The following is a 23,400-nucleotide window of genomic DNA, read 5'->3' as shown; positions in this document are numbered from 1 at the left end:
GGACCCGCCGCTAAGTCCGGTCGATTTCCCCGTGATCGGTTCTTGTCGTTATCGCCCCGGCCGGCAGCCGATCACAAAACGCGACGACGTTCAGGCAGTCATATCGCGCGCTGGGCACGATCAGACCGTCATAATCGAGGAAATATGCGGCCTCGCCGATGTCTTGCGACCTCGGATATTCGGCGTGCTTTTCGTGATACGAAAGCTGGCCGTAGCGCGAGGTGTCGAGGCCAAGGGTCTGCAAGGCGGCCAGGTCGAGCAATCTGAGCGTCCGGTCCAAAGAAAGATCGATCTCGAAGAGATTGTATCTGACACGTGAAGGGACCACTGGCTGCCCCCGCGTCAGGTGGAATCTCATCTCGCTCAAGGCACCTTCGCGCTCTTGCGAGGTGTAGAGCACGTCGAATGTTCCATCGTCCCAACGGCCACCGGAGCTCGAGCATTGGATCGGGCTGCGGCCCTGGCGCACGACACGCCAAACCGTTCCGGAGTATTCGACCGGAACTATTGCCTCGATAGCGTCGATGAGCCGGCTATCGCGTCGTTTCCGCCCGGCGATCGCCAACTAGAGAAAGACCTCGTTCTCAAGCCGATCGATGACTTTGAGCACGTCGAGAGCACGGTCGTCGTGAATGAGATCTATCGCCCTTTCACCGTTCAATTGCGGGTGGCGAGCGTAAAGCCAGGTGCGGATATCGCTTGGCTCGTAGAATTCCTGCAGTCGGCCGACGATATAGTGCAGATCCGATAGAATGAGCTCGCTGCGTGGCTGGGGCTTGATGTCGCCGGCCTTCCACCTCGAAACCGTGGCCTTGGACACGTCGGTGATGTTTGCAATATCGGTTCCCTTGAGACCGCCAAACGTGCCCAATTCGTCCAGGAATCTGGGAACCGTCCGCAACGCCGTAGCCATATTTTCTCTCCGGCTTCCAAGCCAGCTTCGCCCATGCGTGTCAGCCTGACACTTTGACTGCATCGGCGCATTTCGGTTTCACAAATGGAAAATATGAAACGGAGATGCAAATGTCAATTGCCGCTTCGGTTCGACGGGTCTCCAGTGCCTGGTCGCTCAGGCCCGAAGCAGCGCCAGCTCTTCGGCGGTCAGATGGCGTACCTTGCCCTTGGCAAGGTCGCCGAGTTGCAGAGATCCGATCGCGATCCGGACCAGGCGCAGCACCTCGACGTTGTGGGCGGCGAGCAGCCGGCGGATATGGCGGTTGCGGCCCTCGTCGAGCACGATTTCCAGCCAGGCGGTGCTGGTGCCGCCGCGCAGCAGCTCGATCGAGCGGGCCGTCAGCAATTCGCCGTCGACTGTCGCGCCGGCGCGCAACCGCGCCAGCATGGCCTCGTCGGGCAGGGCGCCGATCTGCACGTGATAGGTCTTGGCGACATGCGAGGCGGGGTCGAGCAGGCGCTGCGCGAGGCGCGTGTCGTTGGTCATCAACAGCAGGCCTTCGCTGGCCTTGTCGAGGCGGCCGACGGGCGAGACGAAAGGCAGGTCGAGCCCGGCCAGGCAATCATAGACGGTGCCGCGGTCCTGCGGGTCGACACGCGTGGTGACCAGCCCACGCGGCTTGTTGAGCATCAGATAGACCTTGCGCTCGGCGGCGACGCGGCGGCCGTCGACCTCGATGCGGTCGCGGCCTGGATCGACGCGCATCGAGCCGTTGCGCACGATCTTGCCGGCGACCCGCACGCGGCCCTCGGCAACCAGAAGCTCGGCCTGCTTGCGCGAGCAAAGGCCAAGCTTCGACAACGCGCGACAGAGGCTGACGCCGGGAGGTTGGGTCCCGGGGGCAGGGCGCTGCCGGGCAATGATCGGTCGCGGCGACATGGCGTTGGTTCTCGTTACGCGTTTCCAGTATAACCGGCTGCCGACTGTGTCCACGCAAGGACTGGAATGTCGCCTCGGATGCATGCGGCCCTGTTAGATGAGCCTTGCCAGCCTTGCGGCGTCGCGTATGGCCAGCACGGCATCCGGATTGGTCACGGGATAGGCAGTGATGAAGCGTTCGACCGAAAATTCGGGGAATTCGGCTTTCAAACGGGCGGCAAACCTGGCCGCTTCGCCGGCCTCACTCGTGGCCGCATGCGCGAGCGCGAGAAACATCAGCACGTCCGGCGACTCCGGCGAACTCCGGCGGAGCGCTGCAATGGCTTGCCGGTGTCTGCCGGCGGCGAACAGAATGCGGCCCTGCATGCCGAAATACCAGGGCGGGGCCAGTGGGTTAAGCCGCATGGCACGCTCGATGAGCGGAATTGCCTCGGCCGGATCGCCAACGACAAGCGCCTTGCTGCCGGCAAGTAGCGGCAATATGCCGGCATGATTGAAGCCGTATTCGAGAGCGCGCCGGTGGGCGCTCTCCGCTCCTTCGAGATCGCCAAGGCATGCTCTGAGGTTGCCAAGGCACGCGTGGGCGCAACTGTCCGTCGGGTCGAGGCGCAGTGCGTTTTCGGCCGCCGTCCGCCAGTTCTCGATCGAGGTCAGCACGTCGTCGCCAAAGCCGTTGCAGGCCTCGATCGAATAGGCATAGGCGAGTTCGGCCCAGCAGTTGGCGAAAGTGGGGTCAAGCTCCAGCGCTCGTAAAAACAGACGGATCGCCGCCGCATTGCCGGCGCGGCTGAACGTCGTGTGCTGTTCTACACCGAGCAGATAGCAATCATAGGCGCGCAGGCTGGCCGGCGGCTTGCGGCGAACCGCGTTGCGGCCGACGGTAGCGAGGGTTCCGTAACTGCCGGCAAACACATTGATGATGCTTTCGGTCAGGCTGTCCTGCAGCTGGAAAATGTCCTCGACAGGCCGGTCGTAGCGCTCCCTCCACAGGCTGACGCCGTTACGAGCATCGGCAAGCTCTATCGTCAAGCGAACCCTCTGGTCGTCGGCGCGCAACCGGCCCGAAACTATATAGGTGACGCCGAGCGTCTTACCGTCCGCGGCAAAATCGGCCGGCTTGCTGCCCAGTGATTTCATCGTGTGAAAGGCTATGACAGGCAGGCCTGCGTAGCGCGCCAGGTCGATGGTGATGTCCGACGACAGGCCATCGGCAAAGCGACGCCATCGCTCTTCGGAATTGAGGCATTCAATCGGGAATATGGCAAGCGCTGGCGGGGCTTCGGACAAAGGCAAAAGCGCTTCCTGCGACGCGCGCGGGATACCGCTAAAGTAGGTCGCAAGCCCGATCTTGGTCCGTACGCCGAGCTTTTCGTAGATGCTCGCAAGGTGAGTGCGAACTGTGGTCGGGGCAATGAAAAGCGCCTTGCCGATTTCACGGTAAGTCATACCGGACGCGAATTTTTCCGCAACCGCGCGCTCGCGACCCGACAAGGCGTCGAGCGCCTGCGCTTTCGAAGCGTCGTTGAGCATCATGCTGGAACCCCATCCCCAGCGGAAGAATACTACAAATGCAGGGGGTCGAATACTGCATCTGCCCGATGCCGCCGCTGACGCACAAACTGCAAGATCGCCCGCAGCAACAGCTGTAGTCAGGGGAGGGCTTCCATGCGTACCGTTTCGGTCGTTATTGCATGCACGATTTTGAGTTCTTCGGCGGCCCCGTCGCCGTCGTTCGCAAGAGGATGCAGGCAGGTGCTGGAATCGGATGTGAAAATCACGAGCATGCGACTCTACGCCGACATCCTGGCCAATGCCGCCCGCAACGGCTGGGACTACACGCCTGAATCGATCGTCAGCGGCTCAAAGCGGCATTTCGAGGAGATGAAGCTCCAGTTGAACAACGCCGGCTATGAGATCGTGCCCGTCGGCGTCCGCTTGTATTGCAAACGGTCCGACAAGCTCGCCGCCCGCTAGCAACCAGCGATCCCCCTTTGCGGCGCAAGCTTTCGGCAATGTTGAGCAGAAGACCGGGCCGGATCCATCTTGATCCGCTCAGCGCCGTGCGCTGTCAACGCGCCCAGAAATCTTCCCGATGCTGCCGCCCGACACCGGGCGACACCTCAGGTAAACGCGCCGGGTACACACCCGGGCAGCAAACCATTGATGGGGATCGAAGACGACCATGCGCCACTCCGCCTGGACCACGCGCTGTACCACTTGGACGGCACGCCAGCCGGCCGTTAGCCCTCCGCGCCTGAGCATCTCGATGATGGTTGAATCCAAAATCACCACAGTTCGGTGCTCGTCGAGCGAGCTTTCAGCAGCCTGGTTCCGCAGCCTAAGTATGTGCAACTTCGGAAGCTGCCGAGATCAATTCCTCGGGATTCGGCGCTCTGAAGGTGTTGAGGCCATCCTCCAGAACTTCAGTGAAGTTCCAGCGTACGATGCCCGCCCGGTCGATTAGGAACTGGCCGACAAGCTGCGCCTGGCTGGAAGCCATCGCCTGCTGATCGACTTCCGTAATCTCATAACCTTCCTTCTTGTTAAGAAATTCATTCATTGCCATGACGTCCATAGGCTCGGGCAACTCGCCCGGGAGATGGAACGGTATCGCCATGACCGTTTCCATCCCGACCTCGCGCAAGCCGAAGGCACGGTGCGAGGCCCGCTCCGGGTCGGATGCGGCGAGAAGATCGGGTGCCGGGTGGTAACGGAAATAGAGCCGCGCCCGCTCGACTGGCGTATTGACCACCGCCAGGCATTCGACGCCTTTCTCACGCAGGGCCGGCTTAAGTTGCGCCATCGCCGCGACATGGCGCCGGCAGAACGGACAGTGCAGGCCTCGGAATAAACCGATCAACAACGGGCTACGGCCTCGAAAATCATCGAGCGCGATCTTGCCTTCGCGTGAGATCGCATTGAGCACAACATTCGGTGCCCGGTCGCCCGGCTGCAGCGGGCGGTCAACACTACTCGTGGACATGGACAACCTCCTCGCCCTGGGTCAGTCAGGGAAAGCAGCACACCCAGCGTTTCGGAGGCGATCAAGTTGCCGGGGGCGAAAGCTTCCTGTGCCAAGGCAATAGCTTTCGACCTCTGCCATATTGCCGAGGTCGAGATTACGCGTGTTGCAAGCTCATCATAACACGAAAATTCATCTGCGGGTCGTCCGTTTCGCGAGCCGTCTCGAGCGCCGCGGAACAGTGGGTCGCCTCATCCGTGGGGGCGACCCAGCGGCGAAGTCGATTTATGCTCCAGATGGGCGTTCCTTGGTCGACTTGAGCCCTTCGCTTTTTAGAGGCGCAGCGAATGGCGCGACTGCGCGCATTGCGTGGTCCACTTCATCGGACGCGGCGCAAGTCGGTAACCTTCCGAACAGAATCCTGGGAGGCGGCTCCAGGTTAGACGTTGCAATTTCGCAGGCCCGCATCGGGCGCTGCGGCTGTGGAGGGCGGCATAGGAGAAGAACCATGCGCAGTTGGAACACGGGTCACATCGTCGTCAGAAGCCTCCGCCCAAGGCACGAGAGGTCTGGAGCATCCGAACGCGACTGCAGTATCAGGTGCGGAACGCGATCTTGCGCTGTTCAATCTTGCCATCGACAGCAAGCTGCGGGGTTGCGACCTGGTCACGATCACCGTCGGAGACGTCGCCCTTTCCGGCAGCGTGCGTGATCAGGCGGGGATCGTGCAGAAGACAGGGAGCGGCGCTTTCACAAAGCGTCGCTCCGTGACCCGATTACAGACAACGAGACGGGTATCCTGGACATCCGCTCTTGCCCACATAACCAACAGATCATTCGGCAGGCACAGTCGTTCGGTCTGGTGCGCCTTCGCGGTATTCGCTCCAGGCCTGCCGCAGGATTTGCACCGATGAGGTTAGAAAGATACCGGCCATAAGTGCGGCGACGGCCAGATCCGGCCATGCGCTTGACGTACTCCAGACGCCGACAGCTGCGGCCATCACCACCATGTTGCCGATCGCGTCATTGCGCGAGCGCAGCCAAACCGAGCGGACATTCGCGTCACCATCCTTGTAGGGCATCAGAAAACCAACGGAAGCAAGATTGGCGGCAAGGGCCAGAAAGCCGATGATGCCCATGATTTCCGCGCTGGGTACGCCGAGGATCAGCGTTTGATAGACGGTCGAGCCGAAAACCCAAAGCGCCATCAGGCTGAGCGACAGACCCTTGAGCAGCGCAGCCGTTGCGCGCGTCCTCAAGCTCGCGCCGATGACCGCGAGGCTCAGCCCATAGGTGAGGGTGTCGGCGAGGAAATCCAGCGCGTCGGCCTTCAGCGCCTGAGAACCGGCAAGTGAGCCGGCAGTCATTTCGGTCAGGAACATGGCCGCATTAATAGCGATGACCGTCCACAGCACACGCTTGTAGCGCGGGTTCATGCCGTCAAAGACCGGCACGCCGCCCGAACAGCATGAGGCTTCCGCTGCACGATCATGCGAATGACCGTGCAGCTTCGCCGGCAGAACCAGCGGCGGCGGTCCCGCACAGCTTTTGGTTTTATGATCGCAGCAAGCTTCAGACATGGGTGACTCCTCAATGAAGACACTGTAGGATCTCTAGTGGCTAGAGGTTCAAGAGGCTTTTTATGGATTTGTCGATCGGTGAATTGTCTCGTCGCGCGGAGGTGAAAATACCGACGATCCGCTACTACGAGCAAATTGGCCTGTTGCCCGAAACGGGTCGAACCGAAGGAAAGCAGCGACGCTATGGAAGGAGGGCAGTAGCGCGGCTTGCCTTCATCCGGCACGCGCGAGAACTCGGCTTCGAGGTTGATGCGATCCGTATGCTGCTTTCGCTGCAGGATGATCCGGATCAATCATGCGCCCGCGCCGACGAGATCGCGAAGGCGCGGCTGGTCGAGGTGGAGAAGCGCATCGCCAGTCTCAAGGCTCTGCGCAGGGAATTGCGGAAGATGGTCGAGGAATGCGCCTGCGGGCGGGTCGGCGAGTGTCGCGTGATCGAAACGCTCGCCGACCGAACGCATGCGCATGGGAAGTTGGCGGCAAGTTGATCGGAGAGGTGATGGCAGCGTTCGCGGGCGGCGGCAACCGGCGCACCTTCACAGAATGTCAACCCCGACTCGAAGCATTCAGGCGTCGCTAGAAGCGATAACGCACTCCGACTTGCGCGAGCACAGGCCAAGTTAGACAGCGCGCGGCAGGCTGACACCGGGAGGCTGGGTTCCGGGGGCAGGGCGTTGCCCGGCAATGTTCGGTCGCGGCGACATGGCGTTACCTGTGGATTCTTGTATACGAGCATCCCAGCATAGCCGGCTGCCGGCTGTGTCCACGGAAGGGAACTGCTCGCCACTTGCATCGATCACGGCGGCTGCGAGGACTTGCATGAAAACAGCCGTTCGCCTTTGCCTGTTGCTCGCCTTTCTGCCGACATCGCTGGCGCATGCCGGCTGGCAGGCGGTCGAGAAGGTCGAGACCTATGCCATCTCGGGGCAGTCTGGCCCGGAGCTCTATGCCTCGATCGGCGGGCGCGGGCCGCTGCTCGGCGAGCGCCGGGTCATCGCGCATACCAATTTCAAGCTGACCTGGGTGAGGGACTACCAGCCGCAAGGCGACGCCTGCGTACTGGTGTCGGCGCGACCGAAGCTGATCATCACCTACACCTTGCCGAAGCCGGCTGCGCGGCTGCCGGGCGCAATCCAGAAGAACTGGGAGATCTTCTCAGCCGGCCTTGCCGCCCACGAGAAGGTGCATGGCGCCAGCATCATCGACATGGTGCATAAGATCGAGGCGGCCACCATCGGCCTGACCGTCGCCGATGACCGTGGCTGCAGCAAGATCAGGACCGAAGTTACGAGACGTCTCGCCGGAATTTCGCAGGCACAGCGGCAGGCGAGCCGCGATTTCGACCGGGTCGAATTCGGCCCGGGCGGCAAGCTGCGGCAGCTTGTGTTCGCGCTGATGACCGGCGGATGATGCTGCAGGGCTGCGGGGGCGGCAGGGTACCACCTTTGCGGCCCTCACGCCTGCTCGGTCGGATAGAGGGTCAGGATGTTGACGTTGACCCGTGGCGGCTGGGTCACCGCGTACAAGATGGCGGCGGCGATGTCCTCGCTTTCCAGCTGCTCCATGTCGCCCAGCCTTTGCTCGACCGCTTGGCGCACATCGGCGCGCATATTCCGGGTGAACTCGGTCTTGACGGCGCCGGGCTCGATGCAGGTGACGCGGATACCGTCCTTGCCGATCTCGCGGCGCAGCGATTCCGCCATCGCGCTCACCGCGTGCTTGGTGCCGGAATAGACCACCGAAGGGTGGATATAACGGCCGGTGCCGGACGAGACGACGACGATGTGGCCGGCGCCTTGCCGCTGCATCGAGGGCAGTGCCGCATGGATCGGATAAAGCAGCCCGAGAATGTTGACGTCGACCATCCGGCGGTACTCTTCCGGCGTCGTGTTGCGGAACGGCGCGGCGACGCCGACGCCTGCAACCGCAAGCAGAATGTCGAGCCGGCCGTACTCCTGCTGGACCCGTTCGACCATCGCCGTGGCTTGCGTCTCGTCGGTGACGTCGACGACAATCGGCAGCGCCGCACTGCCGGTCTCACGGATCCGCCTCGCCAGCTTGTCCAGGCGCTCGGTGCGCCGCGCAGCAATCACCAGCGTGGCGCCCTCGGCCGCCAACCCCAAGGCGGTGGCCTCGCCGATGCCTGAGGAGGCACCAGTCACCAAGGCCATCTTGCCGCTCAGTTTTCCTGTCTGCATCTTTTTCTCCCGAGGTTTGGATACGCCCTGAAGCTAGGTGCGGATGCTCTGAAAGCAATGCTTATGGGCGACTGAAGGACCGGACGGCTTGCGGGACAGAAGGGCCGGGACAGCGCCCTCCGGCAAGCCCATGTCTGCGCAATTTTCTTTGAGCGAACGAGCGGGCCTTGACGTGACTGGAGCTGTTGCGTCTTGATACGGGCTGGGGGGCTTCGCATGAAAACAGCTGATCGACTATGTCTGCGGGTGGCTTGTTTGCATGCGACGCGCCTGCAGGCACCACCGCGATCCTCTCGTGACCGACCGGGCTGAGCGCAAGATGAAGGTCCTCGTCGTCTATTGCCATCCCTGCACGGACAGCTTCAATGGCGCCGTCCGCGATATGGTGCTGGAGACGCTTGCCGATCGCGGCCATCAGGTCCACCTGCTCGACCTCTATGCGACCGGCTTCGATCCAGTCATGCGCACGCAGGAGTGGCGCGGCTACCACGACAAGGCGGCGAACCTGCAACCCGTGCACGAACATGCGCAGGAGCTGCTCTGGGCGGAGGCGGTCGTCTTCATTTACCCGACCTGGTGGTATGGCGTGCCGGCGATGCTGAAAGGCTGGCTGGAGCGCGTGCTGGTGCCGGGCTTCGCTTTCGAGATGCCGACCGCACGACGCGGTCCGCGGCCCAAATTGCGGCACATACGCCGGGTGATGGCGATGACCACATGCGGTGCCACGCCGCTGATGTCGTGGATCATGGGGCAGCCCGGCCGGCGAACCCTGCTGCGCGGCTTCCGCTCCGTCTGCCATCCGCTGTGCCGGACCAAATTCCTGGCGCTCTACCGGATGGACAGCGTCTCGGCCGCCGGACGCCAGGCGCATCTGCAGCGGGTCAGAAAAACGGTCGCAAGCCTTGGACGCGCTGATGCGGTCGCCGCCACAGTGCCTGGCTGATAAGCTAGGCGGGCCGTCACCGGCATAGGCGCGTTGACTCTATTCTCCATTTCTGGAAATCTGGAAATATGGACAAGAAACTCGCCCTTTCGGCACTTGCCGCGCTCGGCCAGGAGACCCGGCTGGACGTTTTTCGGCTTTTGGTGCGGGCCGGCGCCGAGGGCGTAGCTGCGGGCGAGATCGCCTCACGGCTCGCCGCGTTGCCGAATACGATGTCGGCCCATCTCAAGGTCCTGTCGCATGCCGGCCTGGTGCGGACCGAACGAGAGGGCCGCAGCGTGCGCTACTTCGCCGATATGACCGGCTTTCGCGATCTGCTGGCCTACCTCATGGAGGATTGCTGCAATGGCGCGCCGGAACTTTGCCAGCCGGTCATCCAGGCCGTGACCTGCAACTGCTAGAAGGGAGGGTACGCCATGAGCGAGCCATACAATGTTCTTTTTCTCTGCACCGGCAATTCGGCAAGATCGATCCTCGCCGAGGCGATCCTGAACCGCGTCGGCGCCGGCAAGTTCAAGGCCTATTCGGCTGGGTCGCATCCGAAGGGAGAGGTTCATCCCTATGCCCTCCAGCTTTTAAAAAGCCTCAACTACGATACGTCCTTTGCCCGTTCGAAGGACTGGCAAGAGTTTGCCGTGCCCGGAGCCCCGGAGATGAACTTCGTCGTCACGGTCTGCGACAATGCTGCGAACGAGTCCTGCCCTGTCTGGCCCGCGCAACCGATGACGGCGCATTGGGGCGTACCTGATCCTGCAGCCGTCGAAGGCACCGAGGCGGAAAGGCATCTCGCCTTCGCCGAAGCGTACCGCATGCTCAACAACCGAATTTCGATCTTTGTCAGCCTGCCGATCAATGCGGTCGACAGACTTGCGCTGCAGAAGCGCCTCGATGAAATCGGCCGCAATCTGCCGAAGGCCGGCTGAGCATCATGGCCAATCTTTCCCGCCGCCTTGCCGCCGAAGCCCTCGGCACAGCTCTGCTGGTCGCCACCGTGGTCGGTTCCGGCATCATGGCTGACAGGCTGAGCAATGATGTCGCCGTCTCCCTGCTCGGCAACACCTTGCCGACCGGGGCGATCCTGGTCGTGCTCATCACCATATTCGGGCCGATATCCGGAGCGCACTTCAACCCGGCGGTGACGCTGGTATTCGCGCTTCGACGCGAGATCGAAACGAACGCAGCGCTTGCTTACGTCGCCGCCCAGATTGCCGGCGGCATCGCCGGAACGTTGCTCGCGCATGCGATGTTCGAACTGCCGATCCCGCAAGTGTCGGCGACGGTGCGGACCGGAAGCGGGCAATGGATTGCGGAGCTGGTTGCCGCCTTCGGGCTGGTCTTCACCATCCTCGCCGGCCTGCGCTCACGTCCGGATTCGATCCCCTGGCTGGTCGGGCTCTATATCACCGCCGCCTATTGGTTCACCGCGTCGACATCCTTCGCCAATCCGGCCGTCGCCATCGCCCGTGCGTTCTCCAACACGTTTGCCGGGATCCGCCCCGCCGATCTGGCGGGGTTCATCGCCGCCGAGCTTTTGGGCGCGTTGCTGGCCATGGCATTGGCAGGGTGGCTGCTCGTCCAACCGAAACCAGTCCGACAGATGAAAGCTGCGCAATGACCATCACCATCTACCACAACCCCGATTGCGGCACCTCGCGCAACACGCTGGCCATGATCAGGCAGTCCGGCGAGGAGCCGGAGGTGATCGAATATCTGAAGAACCCGCCATCGCGGCAAAAACTCGTCGAGCTGATCGCGGCGATGGGCATGACGCCGCGCCAATTGCTACGAGAGAAGGGCACGCCCTATGGCGAACTCGGCCTGGGCGACCCCAAGTGGAGCGACGACGAGATCCTCGATTTCATGCTGGCGCATCCGATCCTGATCAACCGGCCTATCGTGGTGACGCCGCTCGGCACCATGCTCGCCCGACCCTCCGAAGCGGTGCTCGATATCCTGCCCAATCCGGATATCGGCCCGTTCACCAAGGAGGACGGCGAGGTCGTCATCGACGCCAGCGGTAAGCGCGTCGGCTAGATATCGTCTTATTTCGATCTTTGTCGAAATTCTCTTGACGTGCAGCGATTCTGGAAATAGCTTATTTCCATGAAACTCGAAAAAGCAGCCGCGCAACTTGAAGCCCTCGGCAACCCGACGCGGTTGCAGCTCTATCGGACGCTGGTGCGAGCCGGCGATGAGGGGCTGCCGGTCGGGCGCATCCAGGACAGGCTCGGCATCGCCGCCTCGACGCTGTCGCATCACCTCAAGCGGCTGGTCGACACCGGCCTGGTAACGCAGGAGCGCCAGGCGACCACGCTGATCTGCCGGGCCAACTATCCCGCCATGAACGGGCTCATCGGATACCTCGCGGACGAATGCTGCGCCGACGGCACCTGTGCGCCGGCATCGGCGGAAGCGGTCGCCAAAACGGCGGCGTGATTTTTTTGGCATTATAATTCGAAATTACCGGAAGGATGGAAGATATGGATACGATCGAAAAACTCCCTGTGGCGGTGATCGGCGCCGGGCCGGTCGGTCTGGCGGCAGCGGTCCACCTCATCGCGCAGGGCGTTCCTGTCAAAGTCTATGAAGCCGGCAATGCGGTTGCATCCAATCTCAGGGGTTGGGGCCATGTCCGGGTGTTCACGCCTTGGCGCTATTGCGTCGATCGGGCGGCCAGAGACCTGCTCGAGGCGCATGGCTGGCGGATGCGCGAGCCCGAGGCATTCCCGACCGCGGACGACCTCGTCGCGGACTATCTCGAGCCGCTTGCAAAGCTTCCGCAATTGTCGCCGTCGATCGAAATCGGCGCCCGCGTCGTCGGCATTTCGCGCTGGGGCGCCGACAAGGTGCTGAGCAAGGAGCGCGAAAACCGGCCGTTCATGCTGGTGGTCGAAACCTCCACCGGCGCCAGGCGCGACAGCGCCCGCGCCGTCATCGATGCGTCGGGAACCTGGCAGATGCCGAACCCGCTCGGCGCCGGCGGAATTCCTGCAGAAGGCGAAGCCGAATTTGCCGACCGCATCGCCTACGGCATACCCGATATTCTCAGCCGCGATCGCAGCCTTTATGCGGGGAAGACGACGCTGGTCGCCGGCTCCGGCCATTCCGCCGCCAATGCGGTGCTGGATCTCGCCAGCCTGGCAAATGTGGAGGCCGGCACGGCTTTCATCTGGACAACGCGCGGCACCGATCTGGTGCGCATCTATGGCGGCGGCGATGCCGACCAATTGCCGGCACGGGGCGAACTCGGCGCCGAAGTGCGCGAACTCGCCGAGAGCGGCGGCGTCAGGCTGGTGACGGGCTTTGCGGCTGTTTCGATCCGCGATGCCGACGGACGGCTCGTCGTCGAAGGCCAGACCAGGGACGGCTTGCAGGCGCTTGGCCCGGTCGACCGTATCATCGCCGCGACCGGACAACGCCCCGATCTGTCGCTGACGCGCGAGCTTCGGCTCGAGCTCGATCCGTGGCTGGAAAGCGTCAAGGCACTGGGGCCGCTGATCGATCCCAACGAGCACTCCTGCGGCGACGTGCCGCCGCACGGTCACCGCGAGCTCAGCCATCCAGAGCAAGGGTTCTATACGGTCGGTATCAAGAGCTATGGCCGCGCGCCGACTTTCCTGCTGCTGACCGGCTATGAGCAGGTCCGCTCCGTCGCCGCAGCGATCGCCGGCGACATGGTGGCGGCCGACAATGTCCAGCTCGTGCTGCCGGAGACCGGCGTCTGCACCGTGCCGACGATCGGTACTGTCGATAAGGGGTGCTGCGGCGGTCCGGCGCCCGCCGCTTCGGATGCCTGCTGTGTCGCCGATGTCGAGGCGAAGACGATTGGCAAAAACGGTTGCGGTTGCAGCGTCGCGGCATGAGCCTTTCGCCGCCTTCGACGGCCGTCCTGCGCAGCCGCGGCGTGATCATAACCACGCTTGGCCTGACGCAGATCATGGCGTGGGGATCGTCCTACTATCTTCCCGCGGTCATTGCACCGGCGGTCTCCTCCGATACCGGCTGGCCGCTGGCATGGGTTGTCGGCGGGCTGTCTCTCGGCTTGCTCATGGCGGGATTGATTTCTCCGCGCGTCGGTTCATCGATCGAGCGGCATGGCGGCCGCAACGTCCTGGCATTCAGCGCCGGATGCATCGGGGTAGGCCAGATCGGGCTAGCCCTTGCTCCCAACCTTGCGGCCTATATCGCCGCCTGGCTGATCATCGGAGTGGGCATGGGTGCGGGGCTCTACGATGCCGCTTTCGCCACGCTTGGCCGCCACTACGGCCACGGCGCGCGCTCCGCCATCACCGCGCTGACGCTGTTCGGCGGTCTTGCGAGCACGATCTGCTGGCCGATCTCAGCCTTGCTGCTGGGGGAGGTCGGCTGGCGCGGCACCTGCCTGGTTTACGCCGCCTTTCAGCTGGCAATTGCGCTTCCGCTCTATCTGGTGATCCTGCCCCGCGCGGCGCCGCAACCGGCAGTCAAACCAGAATTGAAGGAGGCGGCACCGGTCCTGGAAAACAATATGGATCCGTCGATCATGATCGTTCTGGCCGCGACCCTCACGCTTGCGGCGGTAATCTCCTCGACGCTGTCGGTGCATCTGCTCACCATCCTGCAGGGCAGCGGCATGGCGCTGGCCGCAGCCGTCGGGCTCGGCGCTCTGGTCGGCCCGTCCCAGGTGGCGGCGCGCGCTATCGAGATGATGATTGCGCGCTACCACCATCCGATCCTGACCAAGTTCGCCTCGGTTGCCTTTGTGGCGATCGGCGTTTCGGCGCTCTGGGCCGGCATGCCAATCATCCCGGTGGCGCTCGGTTTCTATGGCGCGGGCATCGGCCTCGAATCCATCGCACGGGGAACGCTGCCGCTCGCGCTGTTCGGCTCGAACGGCTATGCGAGACTAATGGGTCGCCTCGCCATGCCGAGCCTGATCGCCCAGGCGGCGGCACCCTCGGCCGGCGCATTGCTGCTGGAGCGCTTCGGCCCGCATGGGACGTTGGCCGCGCTTTCCGGTCTAGCGCTGGCCAACGTCCTCCTGGCATGCGGCTTGGGCTGGCGGATGCTCCGCCGGCGAGAATCGCAGGTTCAATCCCGATAGGATTTGACCAGCGTTCACCCGTTCACCTGGGTAGCGGGAGATCTTCTAAGGGTCGGCAAGGAAGGATGCGGCGATCAGATCGTCGGCATCCAGCCGCAGGGAGCCTTCGGCGCCTCCCATGATGGCGGCAACTTTCTGAAACGTCTTCATCTCGTGCTCGGTGATCTGGGCGCTTCGCATTCTGGCTTTGAGGTCAGCAACGCGCAGCCCCAAACTGTGGGACATTCCGATTTTACGGTTCGACATGGTAAGATGCTCCTCCCCGGCCCATGTTTGTTTTGCCACCCGCCCTTATTCGCATTTCCTCCGCCTGCCTAAATATGAGGCATCGCGAATACAGCGCCCGAACGCCCGATGCAAGGGAAGGTTCCGGCGCGCGGAGGTCACGAAATAATAATGCGAAGGAAGCACGGCCGATGGTCCGGCCGGAGGTAGGACCTAGGTACGACGCCCCGCCGGACAGAGGGTTCCGGAGGCTTATCGGCTGGCGAGGACCATGCGGTTGCCTTCGCTGTCGCGAAACTCCGCCACCGTGCGGCCCGGCTGCCACGGCGCCTCATGAGGTTCGGTGACGATCTCGACGCCGCCCGCCTTCAGCGCCGCGGTCATTGCTCCGACATTTTCGTCGACCAGCACCAATACCGGCTCCGCGGCGGGGGTGTCGTCGGCGCGCCTGATGAAATGCAGGTTCGTCACGGCATGCGGAAACGCCAGCTCGATCCAGCGCCAGCCGCCATCGCCCGTCTTCTGGTCGGCCAGCACCTGACAGGCGAGATGCCTGGTGTAGAACGCCTTGGCACGGTCCTGGTCGAACACTGGAAGCTCGGCAAACTGGATATGCATGATCGTCTCTCCTGCTTGATGGCTGCCGCGCAGCCGCCCACGCGGAAAAGACGATGCGGGCAACCGAAAAGATTCTTCGGTAGTGAGAATCTTTTCGGCGCGGCCGGTCGTCCTTCGTTCATACCAACCAGTCAGGAGACGACGATGAACTATGCGCTCATTCGATATGGTGTGAACCAAGCCGACCTGGACAATAACCGCGCGCTGGTCGAAAAAGTGTTCGAAGCGCTGGGCCAGGCGGCACCGCCGACGGTGCGCTATCTCGTGCTCGAGCTGGACGATGGTTCGTTCGTCCACATCGTCGGTCAGGACGGCGATTCGTCGGCGCTGACCGAGCTTGCGGCCTTCAAGGCGTTTGCGGAAAACCACGCCCAGCGCCGCTCCACCCCGGCAATGCGATCGCCTGTCAAAGTCATCGGCAACTACCGTATGCTGGCGGATCAAAAAGCCGGGTAGCGCCTGCCATGCCGCTCGCGCAGAAATGGGACGGTACGCCGAAAATGAACAGGGCGACTTTGGAGGCGATGCTCGTCGGGTTGCGGCCAAGGCTGCATCGTTACTGCGCGCGCATGGCCGGCTCGGTGATCGACGGCGAGGATATCGTCCAGGAGGTGCTGATCAAGGCGCTACAGGCGATCGACGGCGGCGCGATGGTCGAACGGCCGGAGCAATGGCTGTTTCGCATCGCCCACAATGCCGCGCAGGATCATCTGCGGCGGCGCAATCGGGAAAGGTCGCGCATGACCGAGGCCGACATGAGCGTCATCGAGGATCCCTCCGGCAGCGCCGACAGCCGGCTCGCCGCCCAGACCGGCCTGCGCTCCTTCATGCAGCTTTCGGTGCCGCAGCGCAGCGCCGTGATCCTGGTCGACGTGCTCGGCCTCAGCCTGCACGAGACCTGCGAAGTCACCGGCGCGACGCTCGCCGCCACCAAGGCCGCGCTGCATCGCGGGCGGGCGCAGCTCAAGCTGCTGGCGCTGCAGCCCGAGCAGGCGCTCGCGCCGAGGCTCGACGCCGATGACGAGCGCCGGCTGCGGCGCTATGTCGACCTGTTCAACGCGCGCGACTTCGACGCGGTCAGGGCTCTGATCGCCGAGGACGTCCGGCTCGATGTCGTCAACCGCGTCCGCCTGCGCGGCAAGGCCGAGGTGTCGACCTATTTCGGCAATTACGACCGCGCGACCGATTGGGCGCTGTCGCTGGGCTTTGTCGACGGCCGGCCGGCGATCCTCATCCGCAACCCTGGGGACCCGGACGGCGCCGTGCGCGGCTTCATGCTGGTCGAATGGGCGGGCGAGGAGGTCATCCAGATCCGCGATTTCCGCTACGCACCCTGGTGCTTGCCCGATGCGGAGATCAGTACGATAGAGCGGTGAGGGGCTTGCCGCGATGGCGCGCGGAGGCGACGGGGCCAAGGTTGCGCCACCGGACAAGTCTGCCATCGCCTCGGTCACCAAGCTGAAGGGTTCCGCTTCCGATTTCGGGGAGCGGTATCGTCGCGAAGAGGATCTACGGCCCACAGCCGTCATGCTCGATATAGAGCGGCGCCAGCTTTCGGATCAGGCAGCCTCTTCCTGGTTGACCCAAACGCAATTGCCACATGGCAGCAAGTTCTTAGAGCGGTTCCGGCTCTCCTGGAACCGGTAACCCGCTCTAACTATTTGTTTTGCCGCATTTATGCGGACGCAAAATGATTCCATTTGGCTGCAAAATGCTCTAGCCGATACGCACGCGGCGCGTCACCTGGCCATTGCTCTCCCAGTATGTGTGTTTCTTGGCAATCAAGGGATCGTCCATCGCCGGTTGAATTTGTCCCGTGGTGCTGACCGCGCGCGAGGTCACCGTGTGTTCTTCAGGAGAGGGATTTGCCCAAGCCAGGGACCAAATTTTCCAGGCGTGTTCTGCCTCCTCACTGTGGTCAATGGTCGCTGGTGCCCAAGGCCCCTGGTCGATTTGCACTTCGACCCGGTCGATCGGCGCCCCCCAGGCTGCCCCAACGATGCGGTAATCTGAGTCTTTCCGGGTAATCTTCGCAGGCGCGGACTTTATCAGCGCTCGCCCGACTGACGTCTCGGCCCATACGGTCTCGCCGTTGTGGTCCTCCTCCCGGATGGTGACATAGTCACGGGCCATCAGAAGGCTCATGAACCGCGTATCGCGAACCTCGATGCGCTTTAGCCACTTGACGTTGGCGATCCCGTACCAGCCTGGCGCAATGAGCCGTACCGGGAAGCCATTGGGCGCCGGCAAGACGGCTCCATTCATTTCATAGCAGAGGAGATTATCGGCGTTCATCGCGTCGGCGAGCGACATGCTGCGGGCGAAGTTCTGCCGCATCTTGACGTCGCGTATTGCGACCTCGCCTATGTCAGTACCGAAAAAGACGACCTCGATGCCCTTCTCCAGAACGCCGGCTTCCTCGAGGATCGGGGGGAGCGACGTCCCAGCCCAGCGGGCATTGCCGATGCCGCCGGTGAAAAAGGGAAACCCGTGGTTGCCCGAGCATTCCACTGTGAAAACGACCTCCTGCCGCGGTCGTGCCCTGATGTCGGCGAGCGTCAATTTTAAGGGCTTCTTGACCAGGCCTCCGATTTCCATCGACCATGTCTTCTCGTCGATCGTTGGTCGGTTGAAATGCGAGATGCTGAAGAACTTGTCGTTTGGCGTTATCCAGCTATCCAAATCCTCCCAGACAAGCTGCTTCTGGATACCTACCGGATCGGGATTTTCGGTCAGCTGATCCAGCCATGGAATAACTTCCTCGCTCGGCCGTGTTGGAAAAGCGTAAGCCCGACGCGAGGTATAGAGAGCAGCAATTGCGGCAAGAGCCGCGCTTCCTTGAACAAGAAGTTCTCTGCGCTGAAAATCAGGCATGTTGTTTACCTCCCAGTTGATCCGGAACGGGCTGCAACGTGCCTTCGGCCGTAGCCTGATCACGGATAGGCGACACAATGTGAGGTCTGCCAACCCGGAAATATCCGGATGGCTCAGACAATCACCGACGCAAGTCAGGCATGTGAAGCGTTGGACGAAACTCTGGCTCGCGTTTCGCATGCCAAGAGTGCGCCTTTGAGAAGGAAGTGTCCACAACTTGGACGGGGACATGATGATGATTGCGACATTCCATGCCGATTTCCGGTTCTGCCAAATCGTTGCTGCTCGGATCGCTGCCGAACGCCCACTTCTGGGGCATTTTCGGACCTTCGTGGGTTCTCGTCGAACCGGTGTTTCCTGCCGGCCGGTGGTTGGTCGGGCGGCCGGCACCGCCCTGATCGCTTGGGGCGGCGCAACGCTTTTGGTCTGACGACCAGGGCTGCCTCGAATCTCGCATTTGCAGGAAACGATACCTCCTGACCCAAAGTGCATCGCACCGCCCAGCCAGGCCGGCTCACAACGCGTCGGGGCGGACCGGCGGTGCCGTCAAGCTTACGCAGGCATTCAGGCGTCGAGGAACTTTGAACCCTCGCGCCCGTTTACCGGCTATCACGTCTGGAGGTTCCGCCATGAATGTCAGCGATGAAAGGACTGTATCGCTTTGGGCGGCAACCGAAGTCGCGCCTGAGGCGGTTCCGCTCGAGCGGAGTGAACAGGTCGATGTGGTGGTCGTCGGATCTGGCATTGCCGGACTGTCGGTCTCCTACGAACTGGCGATCGCCGGGCAAAAGGTGGCAGTGCTCGATCGCGGCCGGATCGGAAGCGGCATGACGGCACGCACCACCGCGCATCTGTCGTCGATCTGCGACGACTATTTTTCGGAACTGATCAAATTGCGCGGCGAGGAACTGGCGCGGATTTACTACCAAAGCCAGTCGGCCGCTATCGACCGTATCCAATCGATCCTGGAGGCGGAGGGTATCGCGTGTGACTTCCGCCGCCTCGACGGTTTTCTGTTTCCGGCGTCAGGCAGACGGGAATCCGTCATCGAGCGCGAACTGGACGCCGCTCTGAAGATCGGTGTCGACGTCGAGAAAACCGTGGGTGTGCCGCTTGCAGAGTTTTCGGATGCGCCCGTCGTTCGCTACGCCAATCAGGCGACATTTCACCCGCTCAAATATCTCCGCGGGCTGGCTGCGGGCATTCGCGCGCGCGGCGGCGCGCTTTATGCGGAGACCATCGTCGACAAGGTCGAGGAGACCGACGGCGGCGTCCGCGTAAGCACGGTCTCGGGCTTTGCCGTGTCTGCCAAATCGGCCGTTGTCGCCACCAATTCGCCGATCAACGATCGGGTCGCGCTCCACACCAAGCAAGCGCCGTATCGGACCTACGCGATGTCGTTCGAGATCGCGCGCGACGTTTTGCCGGATGCACTCTATTGGGACACGCTGGATCCCTATCACTACGTTCGCCTGCAGCCTGGTGAAGGCAAAACCAACTTTCTGATCGTCGGTGGTGAGGACCACAAGACAGGGCAGGCCGACGATGCCGACAACCGCTTCGCGGCCCTGGCGGACTGGATCAAAAAATTGGTGCCCGATATCGGCGCGGAAACCAATCGATGGTCCGGGCAGGTGATGGAGACCGTCGACCATGCCGGGTTCATCGGCCGCAATCCCGGCAACCGGCATGTCTTCGTGGTCACCGGCGATTCCGGTCAGGGCATCACCCATGGGGTTGTTGCCGGCCAATTGGTTTCCGACCTGATCCTGAAGGGGGAAAGCCCTTGGCGGGAACTTTACGAACCCTCCCGCAAGACGGCACGCGCGATCGGCGACTATTTGGTGGAGAATGCGACAGCGATCAGGAGTTTTGCCGAGTATGTCGCGCCTGGCGAAATCGATTCCGCCGATAAGCTGCGGCCGGGAGAGGGCGCTATCGTGCGCGAAGGGCTTACCAAAGTCGCGGCTTTTCGCGATGAGGACGGCACGCTCCACAAGCGCTCGGCCGCATGTACTCATGTCGGTTGCCATGTCCATTGGAACTCATTGGAACGCTGCTGGGACTGCCCCTGCCACGGCTCGCATTTTGCCGTCGACGGCACGGCTTTGAACGGGCCGGCCGTATCGCCCCTGGCTCCTGTCGGATAATTCTTCTTTTTTTCGCCGCCGCCGCGCAACTCACAATTCCTTCTCGGCCAGCTCCCGAAATGCGTCGGGAACCGACCGCTGTAGTCCGAGCGCGACCGAGGCGTAGCCGACCGCCTCCCAGCCGAAGCGGTCGCGGATCTTGTCGATGGCGCGATCAGCGGTCCAGCGCGCCGCGCCCTTCCGGGTACCGGGGCGGCGGCGGTCGTCGTCGAGCCCGAGCGGCAGTTCCAGTTGCAGGCCGGCATGCTGCTCCAGATGCGATACGGCGATCGCCAGCAGCGAGATGGTCTTTTCGTGCGGATGATCGATGAGCACCTTGCGGACCAGCGCCTCGGCGATCTCGGCCAGCATGGCGGTTGCCGATATCGGCTGATCGAGCGTGATCGAGCGCGTCACCGAGCGCAAATCGGCAAAGCGGACGCGAACCGTCACCGTGCGGCCGGGCCGGGATTTCGCCCGCAGCCTTGTGGCGACCCTGTCGGCCAGATGCAGCAGGGCGGGGACGAAGACCTGCTCGTCGGCCGGTTTTCGGCCGAGCGCCGATTGCGCGCCGGCCGAGCGCGCCCGGCGCTGCGTCTCAAGCTTGCGCGGATCGCGGTTCCACGCCAGCGCATTCAGTTTCTCTCCCGCCGCCGGCCCGAGCAGGCGCTCCAGCGCACCACTGTTGGTCTTCGCCAACTCGCCGATGGTGTCGACGCCGATACCGGCCAGCCGCTCCCTGGTGACCGGGCCGACACCCCACATCAGCTCGACCGGCAGGTGGTGCAGGAACTCCAGCTCGTGGCGCGGATCGACCACCACCAGCCCGTCCGGCTTTGCGACCTGTGAGGCGATCTTGGCCAGATGCTTGGTGCGGGCCACGCCGACCGAGATCGGCAAGCCGAGCTCGGCCCGCACGCGGCGGCGTATCTTGCCGGCGATCTCAGCCGGCGAGCCGAAGAGGTGGGTGCAGCCGGCGACGTCGGCAAAGGCCTCGTCGATCGAAATCCGCTCGACCACCGGCGTGAAGTCGCCGAGCACCTTGATTGCCGCATCGCCCAGCCGCTGATAGTCCTTGAAATGGCCGCCGACGAAAATGAGTTGCGGGCAGAGTTCCCGCGCCCGCCGTCCCGGCATACCGCCGCGCACGCCGAACGCCTTGGCTTCATAGGATGCGGCAAGCACGACCCCGCCGCCGACGGCAATCGGCTTGCCGCGCAAGGCCGGGTCGAGCAATTGTTCGACCGAGGCATAGAAGGCATCCAGATCCGCGTGGAGGATGTTGGCTTCCATCCGGCCCGTTCGCCCGCGGCCACTCGAACGCCGCATTGTCTCGCGTTATGATAGGAACATAAAGAGAACATTGCGGGTGAATTGTCAAGCAGCGCGGAGGCCGCCGCCGCAACCTACAGCGCCATCTTGTAGCCGAGATGACTGGCGGTGAAACCGAGGCGCTCGTAAAAATCGTGCGCCTCCCGTCGACCTTTGTCCGTGGTGAGTTGGACGAAGCTGCAATTGCGCGAACGGCACGTTTCAATCGCCCATTCGACCATCAGTTTGCCGACGCCGCGCGAGCGCCATTGCCGGGCGACGCGAACGCCTTCGATCTGGCCGCGCCAGGCACCCTTCCTGGAGATACCCGGAAGGAAGGTGAGTTGCAGGGTCCCGACCACTTGCCCGGCCTCGACAGCCACGGCCAGCAACTGGTTGGGATCGGCATCGATTGCGCTGAAGGCATCGAGATAGGGTGGCGCAAGCGGCGTGGATGGGTCTTCCCGGTCTGCACCGAGCACATCGTCGGCAAGCATTGCAACGATCGCCGGCAGGTCGGGCGCCTGCGCGGCACGGAATTCGATCTCGCTCATCGCCTGGACATACGGCGTAGATTTGGCGTTCGCAATATCCGTTTTGACCCGCAAGGGAGGTCCGCGCCTTCAGGCGGTCTCAAACGCCCAGAGGCGCTGGCCGTAGCGGCGGAAGAAGCGGGCGAAGAGGCGCTGCTGTCTGGCACGGGCGAGGTCGGCGGCGCGCCTTTCCTGCCGCCAGCGCGGCATGTTGCGGAACATCGACAGGAAGCGGGCGGCGTCCTCGAGTGCCTCCTCGGCTGTCTGCGCCGGGCGGATCGCCGCCAGGAACAGAACGCCGCTCGGCTTCATCTGGTCAATCGCCGCCTTGCGCTGGCGATGGCCCTGGCGTGCCTTGCGGATGCCGTCCTGGCGGATGGCCGCGAAAGCGGCAAGCATGGCCGGGCTGTCGCCGCTATAGCCGCAGGCATGGGCGAACTGGGCTGGGTTCATCGTCGCTCCCTTGCTGCCGGCCGGCCGCGGTTCTGTGGCTCGCGCCGATTCCAGCCCGCAGCCAGATATAAGCATAACTCAAATAATTGAACAAGTGAAACTTTCACGTTGATGTAAGCGGAACCGACTCGACTCCGCTCCAAAAACCGATAATGATGTGAACAAAGCAGGAACAACGATGGGGGTGGCCATGGCATTGGCGGGCAAGGAAGCGACGATCGCCGATGTTGTCTCGATTGCCGTCGAGTGCATCGACTGCGGCCGCAACAGGTGGTGGAAGCCGGCCGAGCTCAAGCGGCATGGGGTGAGGCCGGAGACGCCGCTATCAGCGCTTTCGGGGCGCCTCATCTGCAAGGCCTGCCGTGCCGATGGCCTGCCGGGCGCCGCCGTTTCGATCCAGGCCGCCTTCATCGACGACCGGCAACGGGTGCGCGCCGAGGCGCGCCTGCTCAACGGTCGAGAGCCGGAGCAGTCGAGGCGGGCTTGAGGGGCGGGCGCGGGTCCGCTTCTCAGGGCGGGCTATCGCATACGGGTCCCCCTCATCCGGCCGCGGGGGGGGGGCAACGGGGAGGCGGGGCGCAGGGCGAGCCAAGCGCCCCCCAACAGCACACCGACGGTAGGGGCGAGGGGGAAAAGAAGACAACACCAACCCCACAA

29 protein-coding genes are annotated in these 23,400 nt (G+C 63.1%); 16 read left to right on the top strand and 13 right to left on the bottom strand.

Annotation, left to right across the window (positions count from 1 at the left end):
- Positions 1-10 precede the first annotated feature (10 nt).
- The 4 genes from NKJ12_RS24660 to NKJ12_RS24645 all read right to left on the bottom strand — a co-directional run bounded on the left by NKJ12_RS24660 (position 11) and on the right by NKJ12_RS24645 (position 3,367).
- Complete coding sequence (locus NKJ12_RS24660; protein ID WP_352705618.1) at positions 11-565, bottom strand: RES family NAD+ phosphorylase; 555 nt, start codon at positions 563-565, stop codon at positions 11-13.
- A complete protein-coding gene (locus NKJ12_RS24655) occupies positions 566-913 on the bottom strand; it encodes a hypothetical protein (RefSeq protein ID WP_352475589.1) in 348 nt (115 codons plus the stop codon). It abuts the gene before it with no gap.
- Between the two features lie 156 nt (positions 914-1,069).
- Positions 1,070-1,834 carry a pseudouridine synthase gene (locus NKJ12_RS24650; protein WP_352705615.1) on the bottom strand — a complete coding sequence of 255 codons (765 nt, stop codon included), beginning with the start codon at positions 1,832-1,834 and terminating at the stop codon, positions 1,070-1,072.
- 93 nt (positions 1,835-1,927) lie between these two features.
- Positions 1,928-3,367, bottom strand: a complete 1,440-nt coding sequence (locus NKJ12_RS24645) for a LuxR C-terminal-related transcriptional regulator (RefSeq protein ID WP_352705613.1) — start codon at positions 3,365-3,367, stop codon at positions 1,928-1,930.
- 132 nt (positions 3,368-3,499) lie between these two features.
- Here NKJ12_RS24645 and NKJ12_RS24640 point away from each other — a divergent pair, with 132 nt between their 5' ends.
- Positions 3,500-3,808 carry a hypothetical protein gene (locus NKJ12_RS24640; protein ID WP_352705610.1) on the top strand — a complete coding sequence of 103 codons (309 nt, stop codon included), beginning with the start codon at positions 3,500-3,502 and terminating at the stop codon, positions 3,806-3,808.
- Positions 3,809-4,172: 364 nt separating this feature from the next.
- Here NKJ12_RS24640 and NKJ12_RS24635 read toward each other — a convergent pair whose 3' ends face one another.
- Complete coding sequence (locus NKJ12_RS24635) at positions 4,173-4,817, bottom strand: peroxiredoxin-like family protein (RefSeq protein WP_352705608.1); 645 nt, start codon at positions 4,815-4,817, stop codon at positions 4,173-4,175.
- Between the two features lie 812 nt (positions 4,818-5,629).
- Entirely contained in the window at positions 5,630-6,376 is a 747-nt protein-coding gene (locus NKJ12_RS24625; RefSeq protein ID WP_352705606.1) for a cation efflux transmembrane domain-containing protein, read from the bottom strand.
- Positions 6,377-6,438: 62 nt separating this feature from the next.
- On the opposite strand from NKJ12_RS24625, the gene NKJ12_RS24620 reads away from it, so the two are divergent.
- Entirely contained in the window at positions 6,439-6,864 is a 426-nt protein-coding gene (locus NKJ12_RS24620; protein ID WP_352705604.1) for a MerR family transcriptional regulator, read from the top strand.
- 331 nt (positions 6,865-7,195) lie between these two features.
- The gene (locus NKJ12_RS24615; protein WP_352705601.1) at positions 7,196-7,786 is read left to right on the top strand and encodes a DUF922 domain-containing Zn-dependent protease; all 591 of its coding nucleotides are present in this window, start codon (positions 7,196-7,198) and stop codon (positions 7,784-7,786) included.
- Positions 7,787-7,830: 44 nt separating this feature from the next.
- Here NKJ12_RS24615 and NKJ12_RS24610 read toward each other — a convergent pair whose 3' ends face one another.
- On the bottom strand, positions 7,831-8,574 hold the full coding sequence (locus NKJ12_RS24610) for an SDR family oxidoreductase (protein ID WP_352705599.1): 744 nt from the start codon (positions 8,572-8,574) through the stop codon (positions 7,831-7,833).
- A 319-nt stretch (positions 8,575-8,893) separates the two neighbouring features.
- Between NKJ12_RS24610 and NKJ12_RS24605 the strand changes: the two genes are divergently transcribed.
- From NKJ12_RS24605 to NKJ12_RS24570, 8 genes are all read left to right on the top strand, one after another.
- Positions 8,894-9,517: an NAD(P)H-dependent oxidoreductase gene (locus tag NKJ12_RS24605; protein WP_502905732.1), complete on the top strand. Its 624-nt coding sequence runs from the start codon at positions 8,894-8,896 to the stop codon at positions 9,515-9,517.
- A gap of 68 nt (positions 9,518-9,585) precedes the next feature.
- Entirely contained in the window at positions 9,586-9,918 is a 333-nt protein-coding gene (locus tag NKJ12_RS24600) for an ArsR/SmtB family transcription factor (RefSeq protein ID WP_352705594.1), read from the top strand.
- Between the two features lie 15 nt (positions 9,919-9,933).
- Complete coding sequence (locus NKJ12_RS24595; RefSeq protein ID WP_352705592.1) at positions 9,934-10,440, top strand: arsenate reductase ArsC; 507 nt, start codon at positions 9,934-9,936, stop codon at positions 10,438-10,440.
- 5 nt (positions 10,441-10,445) lie between these two features.
- Positions 10,446-11,132, top strand: coding sequence for an aquaporin (locus NKJ12_RS24590; protein WP_352705590.1), 687 nt, complete (start codon positions 10,446-10,448; stop codon positions 11,130-11,132).
- Positions 11,129-11,551: an arsenate reductase (glutaredoxin) gene (arsC, locus tag NKJ12_RS24585; protein ID WP_254819694.1), complete on the top strand. Its 423-nt coding sequence runs from the start codon at positions 11,129-11,131 to the stop codon at positions 11,549-11,551. Before NKJ12_RS24590 ends, arsC begins: the two co-directional genes overlap by 4 nt.
- Before the next feature lie 69 nt (positions 11,552-11,620).
- On the top strand, positions 11,621-11,953 hold the full coding sequence (locus NKJ12_RS24580; RefSeq protein ID WP_254819693.1) for an ArsR/SmtB family transcription factor: 333 nt from the start codon (positions 11,621-11,623) through the stop codon (positions 11,951-11,953).
- Between the two features lie 44 nt (positions 11,954-11,997).
- A complete protein-coding gene (locus NKJ12_RS24575) occupies positions 11,998-13,380 on the top strand; it encodes an FAD-dependent oxidoreductase (protein ID WP_352705589.1) in 1,383 nt (460 codons plus the stop codon).
- Positions 13,377-14,600 carry an MFS transporter gene (locus tag NKJ12_RS24570; RefSeq protein WP_352705586.1) on the top strand — a complete coding sequence of 408 codons (1,224 nt, stop codon included), beginning with the start codon at positions 13,377-13,379 and terminating at the stop codon, positions 14,598-14,600. Before NKJ12_RS24575 ends, NKJ12_RS24570 begins: the two co-directional genes overlap by 4 nt.
- Before the next feature lie 45 nt (positions 14,601-14,645).
- Here NKJ12_RS24570 and NKJ12_RS24565 read toward each other — a convergent pair whose 3' ends face one another.
- Together NKJ12_RS24565 and NKJ12_RS24560 are read right to left on the bottom strand one after the other, a co-directional pair.
- The gene (locus tag NKJ12_RS24565) at positions 14,646-14,846 is read right to left on the bottom strand and encodes a hypothetical protein (RefSeq protein ID WP_352507818.1); all 201 of its coding nucleotides are present in this window, start codon (positions 14,844-14,846) and stop codon (positions 14,646-14,648) included.
- Between the two features lie 231 nt (positions 14,847-15,077).
- The gene (locus NKJ12_RS24560; protein WP_352705584.1) at positions 15,078-15,443 is read right to left on the bottom strand and encodes a VOC family protein; all 366 of its coding nucleotides are present in this window, start codon (positions 15,441-15,443) and stop codon (positions 15,078-15,080) included.
- 144 nt (positions 15,444-15,587) lie between these two features.
- On the opposite strand from NKJ12_RS24560, the gene NKJ12_RS24555 reads away from it, so the two are divergent.
- From NKJ12_RS24555 to NKJ12_RS24545, 3 genes are read left to right on the top strand one after another with little or no spacing between them, the layout of a single operon-like run.
- On the top strand, positions 15,588-15,899 hold the full coding sequence (locus NKJ12_RS24555) for a hypothetical protein (protein ID WP_352705583.1): 312 nt from the start codon (positions 15,588-15,590) through the stop codon (positions 15,897-15,899).
- An 8-nt stretch (positions 15,900-15,907) separates the two neighbouring features.
- A complete protein-coding gene (locus tag NKJ12_RS24550) occupies positions 15,908-16,819 on the top strand; it encodes a sigma-70 family RNA polymerase sigma factor (protein WP_352705580.1) in 912 nt (303 codons plus the stop codon).
- Between the two features lie 13 nt (positions 16,820-16,832).
- Positions 16,833-17,090: a hypothetical protein gene (locus tag NKJ12_RS24545; RefSeq protein WP_352705578.1), complete on the top strand. Its 258-nt coding sequence runs from the start codon at positions 16,833-16,835 to the stop codon at positions 17,088-17,090.
- Between the two features lie 69 nt (positions 17,091-17,159).
- Here NKJ12_RS24545 and NKJ12_RS24540 read toward each other — a convergent pair whose 3' ends face one another.
- Entirely contained in the window at positions 17,160-18,317 is a 1,158-nt protein-coding gene (locus NKJ12_RS24540; protein WP_352705576.1) for a molybdopterin-dependent oxidoreductase, read from the bottom strand.
- A gap of 629 nt (positions 18,318-18,946) precedes the next feature.
- Between NKJ12_RS24540 and NKJ12_RS24535 the strand changes: the two genes are divergently transcribed.
- Positions 18,947-20,467: an FAD-dependent oxidoreductase gene (locus NKJ12_RS24535; protein WP_352705573.1), complete on the top strand. Its 1,521-nt coding sequence runs from the start codon at positions 18,947-18,949 to the stop codon at positions 20,465-20,467.
- A gap of 30 nt (positions 20,468-20,497) precedes the next feature.
- On the opposite strand, the gene dinB is transcribed toward NKJ12_RS24535, so the two are convergent.
- From dinB to NKJ12_RS24520, 3 genes are all read right to left on the bottom strand, one after another.
- Positions 20,498-21,739, bottom strand: a complete 1,242-nt coding sequence (gene dinB / locus NKJ12_RS24530; protein WP_352705571.1) for a DNA polymerase IV — start codon at positions 21,737-21,739, stop codon at positions 20,498-20,500.
- A gap of 113 nt (positions 21,740-21,852) precedes the next feature.
- Positions 21,853-22,311, bottom strand: coding sequence for a GNAT family N-acetyltransferase (locus NKJ12_RS24525; protein ID WP_352705706.1), 459 nt, complete (start codon positions 22,309-22,311; stop codon positions 21,853-21,855).
- A 69-nt stretch (positions 22,312-22,380) separates the two neighbouring features.
- A complete protein-coding gene (locus NKJ12_RS24520) occupies positions 22,381-22,743 on the bottom strand; it encodes a hypothetical protein (protein WP_352705569.1) in 363 nt (120 codons plus the stop codon).
- Between the two features lie 178 nt (positions 22,744-22,921).
- On the opposite strand from NKJ12_RS24520, the gene NKJ12_RS24515 reads away from it, so the two are divergent.
- Positions 22,922-23,230, top strand: coding sequence for a hypothetical protein (locus NKJ12_RS24515; RefSeq protein WP_352705566.1), 309 nt, complete (start codon positions 22,922-22,924; stop codon positions 23,228-23,230).
- The last annotated feature ends 170 nt before the right edge of the window (positions 23,231-23,400 follow it).

The sequence above is a fragment of the Mesorhizobium sp. M0195 genome (assembly GCF_040322115.1).
Lineage (GTDB): Bacteria > Pseudomonadota > Alphaproteobacteria > Rhizobiales > Rhizobiaceae > Mesorhizobium.
The sequence above is the reverse complement of the archived record's forward strand: the minus strand, read 5'-3'. Positions and strand labels throughout refer to the sequence as shown.